The sequence below is a fragment of the Xanthomonas sp. SHU 199 genome, assembly GCF_000364665.1.
In the GTDB taxonomy this organism is placed as follows: Bacteria; Pseudomonadota; Gammaproteobacteria; order Xanthomonadales; family Xanthomonadaceae; genus Xanthomonas_A; species Xanthomonas_A sontii.
The window spans coordinates 1-3,304 of sequence record NZ_AQOI01000790.1; the positions used below are offsets into that span (position 1 = coordinate 1).

A 3,304-nucleotide genomic window follows, 5' to 3' on the forward strand; every position below is an offset into this window, starting at 1 on the left:
CTGCCGCCGCAGCCGCGCCGGCGGTGCGCCGAGCGCGGCGCGCACGCCGAACTCGTGCTGGCGCGCGGCCACCGCCACTGCCATCACCGCATACAGGCCGACCGCGGCCAGCAACAGCGCCAGCCCCGCGAACAGGCCGACCAGCAGCAGGTTGAGCTTCTGTTCGCCGGTGGTGCTGGCGACCAGCGCCTGCATCGGTTGCAGCTCGGCGATCGGCTGCTGTGGCGCCACTTCGTCGATGGCGGCACGCAGCGCGCGCTCGTCGGCACCCAGTGCGCCGGCCCGCAGATGCACCGCATAGGTCAGCGCGCCGAAGCCGCGGAGGATCTGCCACATCGGCTCGCTCATCTGTGCCAGCGGCTGGTACACGGTCGGCTCCGGTGGCTCGGCCGGGCTGGTGTGGCGCACGTCGCCGACCACGCCGACCACGCGCATCGACACGCGCTGGTCGCCGCCGTCGTCGGGCAAGCTGACGATCTTGCCGAGCGCCTGCCCGTGCAGGTAACGCGCAGCGAAGCTGGCGCTGACCACGCAGACCCGCTCGCCTCCGGCCACATCGCTGTCGGCGATCCCGCGCCCGGCCAGCAAGGGAATGCGGAAGACCTCCAGGAACTGCGGCGTGGCCAACCGGTACTGGCTGTCGACGGACGGCGCGCCATCGATCTCCACGCTCCAGCTCAACCGCGTCGCCGTCGGCGGATTGGTCGACACCCCCACGCGGTCGATGCCCGGCACCTGCTGCAAGCGCGCGACGATGCGCCGGGTCTGCTCCACCGCATCGGCCGCGGTGACGTAGCGCTCCTTCACCGGCGCCAGGGTGAACACCACCGCCGAGCGGCTCTCGAAGCCCATCGGCACCTCCGCCAGCTTCTGCAGGGTGCGGGTGAACAGGGCCGCGCCGATCAGCAGCACCACGGCGATGGCAACCTGCGCGATCACCAGGACACGGCCGAGGCGGCCGGCCTGCAGGCTCCAGCCGCCGCGCCCACCACCAGCCAGTTCCGTCACCAGATTGCGGCGGCGGCCGCGCACGATGCCCAGCGCTGCGGCCAACAGCGCCGTCGCGCCGCCGGCGAGCAGCGCGAACAGCACGCTGGCGCCGCTCAGATGCGGCGCCTCGCCGCGCATCCACATCAGCGGCACCCAGCCGCCGAGCAGACGTAGGCCAAGCCAAGCCAGCACCAGGCCGGCCAGGCTGCCGAGCGCGCCGATCAGCACGCCTTCGGCCAATGCCGGCAGGCTCAAGCGCAGCCAAGATGCGCCCAGCGCGGCACGCACCGCGCTGTCGTGGCTGCGCCCGAGCGCGCGCAACAGCATCAGGCTGGTGAGGTTGATCGCGGCGATCAGCAGCACGCAGGCGGCCGCGGCGAAGAACAGCCACAGCGTGTTGCCGCTGTTGGCGGCGTACAGGCTGTCCTGCAGCGGCAGCGCGTTGGGCGGCCGTCGCTGCAGCGACGCCCACCACGACGCGTCCATGTGCGGGCTGTTGCGCAACAAGGCCTGGAGCGTCGTCGCGGTCTGCGCGGACGCCGCGGCCACGCTGACGCCGGGCCGCAACCGCGCCACCACGATCTCGTTGGTGGACAGGTTGGTCGCGGCCAGGTCCGGCTGCATGTTGCGGATCAGGTCGAACGGCTCGGCCCAGGGGAAGGCCGCCGGCAGCACGCCGACGATCTGCACCGGCTTGCCTTCCACCTGCAGGGTGCGTCCCACCGCAGACGGGTCGCCATCGAAATAGCGTTGCCAGAAACGATGGCTGAGGATCACCGCCTGCGGCCCGCCGGGCCGGCTTTCCTCGTCGTTGAAGTTGCGCCCGGCCGCCATCGGCAGGCCGAGCGTGCGCAGGAAGCCGGCATCGGCACTGATCGACGCGACCACCTCGCTGGCAGCGCCGCGGGCGACGTTGGCCGGCACCGGAAACCCGCGCGCGATGCCGGTGGACTGCAGGCTCGACATGCGCCGCAACACCGGGTAATGGCCGGGCGCAGCGACATTGCGGCCAGGGTCGCTGTACAGGCCGAGGGTGACCAGCCGCTCCGGTTGCGGGAACGGCAGCGGCTTCAGCAAGGCCTGGTCGAGCAGCGCGAACACCGCGGTGGTGGTGGCCACGCCCAGCGCCAGGGTCAGCACCGCCAGCAGCAGATAGCCCGGCTTGCGCGCGAGCGTGCGCCAGGATTGCCGCATCTCGGCCCACTGCAGGGCGGCGCTCATCGTGCCTGCCCCACAGCGCGCGCCGGCAGCGCCACGTCCTGTTCGTGGCGCAACCGCTCGAAGGTGTCTTCGTCGACGATGCGGCCGTCGAGCATGTGCACGATGCGCTGCGCGCGCCGCGCGAACGCCGGATCGTGGGTGACCATGCACAAGGTGGTGCCGTGGTCGTGCAGTTGTTCCAGCAACTGCATCACCGCCTCGCCGTTGCGGCTGTCCAGGTTGCCGGTCGGTTCGTCGGCGAGCAGGATCGCCGGGTTGCCGGCCAGTGCGCGCGCCACCGCCACGCGCTGCTGCTGGCCGCCGGACAACTGCCCCGGATAGTGCTTGTGGCGATGCTGCATGCCGACCAGCTCCAGCACCTCGCGCACGCGCTGGCGGATCTGGCCGCGCTGGGCGCCCTCGCGGTAGGTCAGCGGCAGCGCCACGTTCTCTTCCACGGTGAGGTCGGCGATCAGGTTGAAGGCCTGGAAGATGAAGCCGATCTCGGCGTTGCGGATGCGCGCGCGGCCGACCGTGTCCAGCTCGGCGACGCTGCGGCCGTTGAGCCGGTAGGTGCCGCCGCTGGGCGCATCGAGCAGGCCCAGGATCGACAGCAGGGTCGACTTGCCACAGCCGGACGGGCCGGTGATGGCGACGAAATCGCCAGGCGCCACGTCCAGTGCGATCTCGGCCAGGGCGTGGGTTTCCACTTCCTCGGTGTGGAAGACCTTGCTGAGCCCGTGCAGGTGGATCAGCGGCGCGGCGGAAGGTGCGGGAACTGCGGTCATGCGGGATCTCTCCTGGTGAGGCTAGCGTAAGCGCAAGGTGGCGTCGGCATTCCACTGGCTGGTGTCGGACAGCACGACGCGGTCGCCGGCGCGCAGGCCGGCGCGGACTTCGATACGGTCGCTGGAGGCGGCGCCGAAGCGCACGCGGATGCGCTGCGCGGTGTCGCCGCCGTCGCGCAGCACGAACAGGCTGCCGGCGGCGTTGGGCACGGCCAGCGCCGGGCGCGGGATGCTGACCACGTCGCGCAGCGTGCCGAGCACGATGCGGCCGTCCACCGACAGGTCCGGGCGCACGCCGGGCGGCAACGGCGGCGTCAGCCGCACGT

At 71.9% G+C, this 3,304-nt stretch carries 2 protein-coding genes and 1 pseudogene; all 3 read right to left on the reverse strand.

Going from position 1 to position 3,304, the window contains the following annotated elements; all coding sequences use genetic code 11:
- Nucleotides 1-2,211 (reverse strand): ABC transporter permease (locus D183_RS0121535; RefSeq protein ID WP_017910818.1); only part of this gene is annotated, 2,211 nt, incomplete at its 3' end.
- A complete protein-coding gene (locus D183_RS0121540) occupies nucleotides 2,208-2,978 on the reverse strand; it encodes an ABC transporter ATP-binding protein (protein WP_017910819.1) in 771 nt (256 codons plus the stop codon). The genes D183_RS0121540 and D183_RS0121535, both read right to left, overlap by 4 nt.
- Nucleotides 2,979-2,999: 21 nt before the next feature.
- Nucleotides 3,000-3,304, reverse strand: a pseudogene (locus D183_RS0121545) (efflux RND transporter periplasmic adaptor subunit); the annotation flags it as partial.